The following is a 1,990-nucleotide window of genomic DNA, read 5'->3' as shown; positions in this document are numbered from 1 at the left end:
CAGTCCAAACTAATGGGGTAACTATAGATATAGGCGAAGTATCTTTTATACGTTCAAAAGATGGCGGATTTGATGTACTTTATAAAAAAACGACAAGAATCAAGATTTTAAAGGAGGAAGGCTTGAGTAGAGCAAACATTGAGTTTTTGCTCTATAAAGGAGACAACGGTGCAAGGGAAGAGGTACATAAGTTGAAAGCAAAAGTTTATAATAAAATTGACGGTAAACCTTCTGTAACGTCTTTCGATAAAAAGAATGCATTTACAGAAAATGTCAATGGCTACTACAATAAGTATAAATTTACTTTACCTCAAGTTAAAGTAGGATCAATAATAGAGTATCAAGTTTCCATTATCTCTCCCTTCTTTTTCCGTCTACCAAAATGGTCTTTCCAAGATAGAATTCCTACAGTGCATAGTGAGTTTGATATTAAGATGATTCCTTATTTTGAGTATTATTTTATAGCTCAAAATATAAAGGCATTTACCTATAAAAACTCAAAAAAGTTATTGGCTGAACACAACTACAATGGGAGTACATACAAGGAAATACAACATGTGTTTGTGATGAAAGATGTACCTGCATTTAGAGACGAAAGTTATATTACTTCTATCAAAGATTATTTGATGAAAATCGATTTTCAATTAGGGAAATATTACAATCCATCAACGGGAAGTCCAATAGAGGTGGTGAGTACATGGGAGAAGTACACGAAAACCTTAATGAAGCATGAAGATTTTGGAAAGTTTGTGGCTAAAGCAAAGAAAGAATCTAAAGCTATTTTTACAGAACATCCAGAACTACTGGAAGGAAGTGACACTGAGAAAGCACAGAAGATCGTTCAATACGTAAAGGATAATTATGTATGGAATGGTTATTACGGTAAATTGTCGGATGACAACCTAAAAACGTTTTTGGAAAAAAAGTCAGGGAAATCTGCTGATATCAATCTCTTTTTGATTGGACTTTTACAAGGTGCAGGACTGAAATCTTACCCCGTTATATTATCGACAAGGAATAATGGTAAAATTGTATCAGATTACCCTTTTGATCATTATTATAATTATGTAATAGCTTATACTGATTTAGGGAATGGCCGAATTTTATCGGATGCAACGACTCCTCTTTTAGGTTTCAATGAACTTCCTGTTCGTTGTATTAATGATAAAGGGATGTTGATTAAGGAGAAAGAACATGAGTGGGTGAGTATCTACAATCATGTGAGTAGCTACGATAAGAGTATTTTTGAAATTGAATTATCGGAAGATCTATCCAAAACAAAAGTCACTATTCTGAAATCTTTAAACGGAATGTCGGCCTACAGTTATAAGACTAAATATGATGATAAAGAGACTAAACTAAGGAGATATTTTAAGAGTCAGGGACTTGAAAATGTAGAAGAAATTAGGACAAAGGATTATGAAAAAACGGATAAACCCTACTTTATTACCGCAGAAGCAGAGGGTGCAGTGGATCAATTAATGAATAAGATTGTCATTCGTCCTTTCTATCATTTCCCTATATCAAGAAATCCATTTACGGAAGAGAAAAGGAGTTATGATATTGATTTAGTATATACCACCAATACGGTATTTGAGTCAAAAGTGAAAATACCGAAAGGCTACAAAGTATTGGAACTACCAAAAACAATGACGATCAATAATGACCTGATAAAGTTGAATTGTACCTCAAAGATAGAAGGAGATCAAGCTGTTTTTAATTATTCTTATACTCTAAAAAAGTCGAAGTATTCTCCAAGAGATTACTCTGAAATCAAAAGAACCTTCGCTATTTTAGTATCGAAGTTTAATCCTCAGTTGGTTTTGGAACCAGTAGAAAATTAGAGCAATCAATCCCATTGTAATTAAATTGAATATATGATTGCCTGATTATTCATCTTTTGATAAATAATCAGGCAATCATTTTGTAGTACTTCCTATGAAAACTTGCAAAAAAATCGATTGAAAGTTGACTAAACTAAGTTTTCGTG

General features: G+C 32.8%; 1 protein-coding gene. It reads left to right on the top strand.

Annotation, left to right across the window (positions count from 1 at the left end; translation table 11 throughout):
• Positions 1 to 1,844 (top strand): DUF3857 domain-containing protein (locus PL77_RS29615; RefSeq protein ID WP_044213601.1); only part of this gene is annotated, 1,844 nt, incomplete at its 5' end.
• Positions 1,845 to 1,990: the final 146 nt, after the last annotated feature.

Source organism: Flammeovirga sp. OC4, from assembly GCF_000812565.1.
Taxonomy (GTDB): domain Bacteria; phylum Bacteroidota; class Bacteroidia; order Cytophagales; family Flammeovirgaceae; genus Flammeovirga.
The sequence above is the reverse complement of the archived record's forward strand: the minus strand, read 5'-3'. Positions and strand labels throughout refer to the sequence as shown.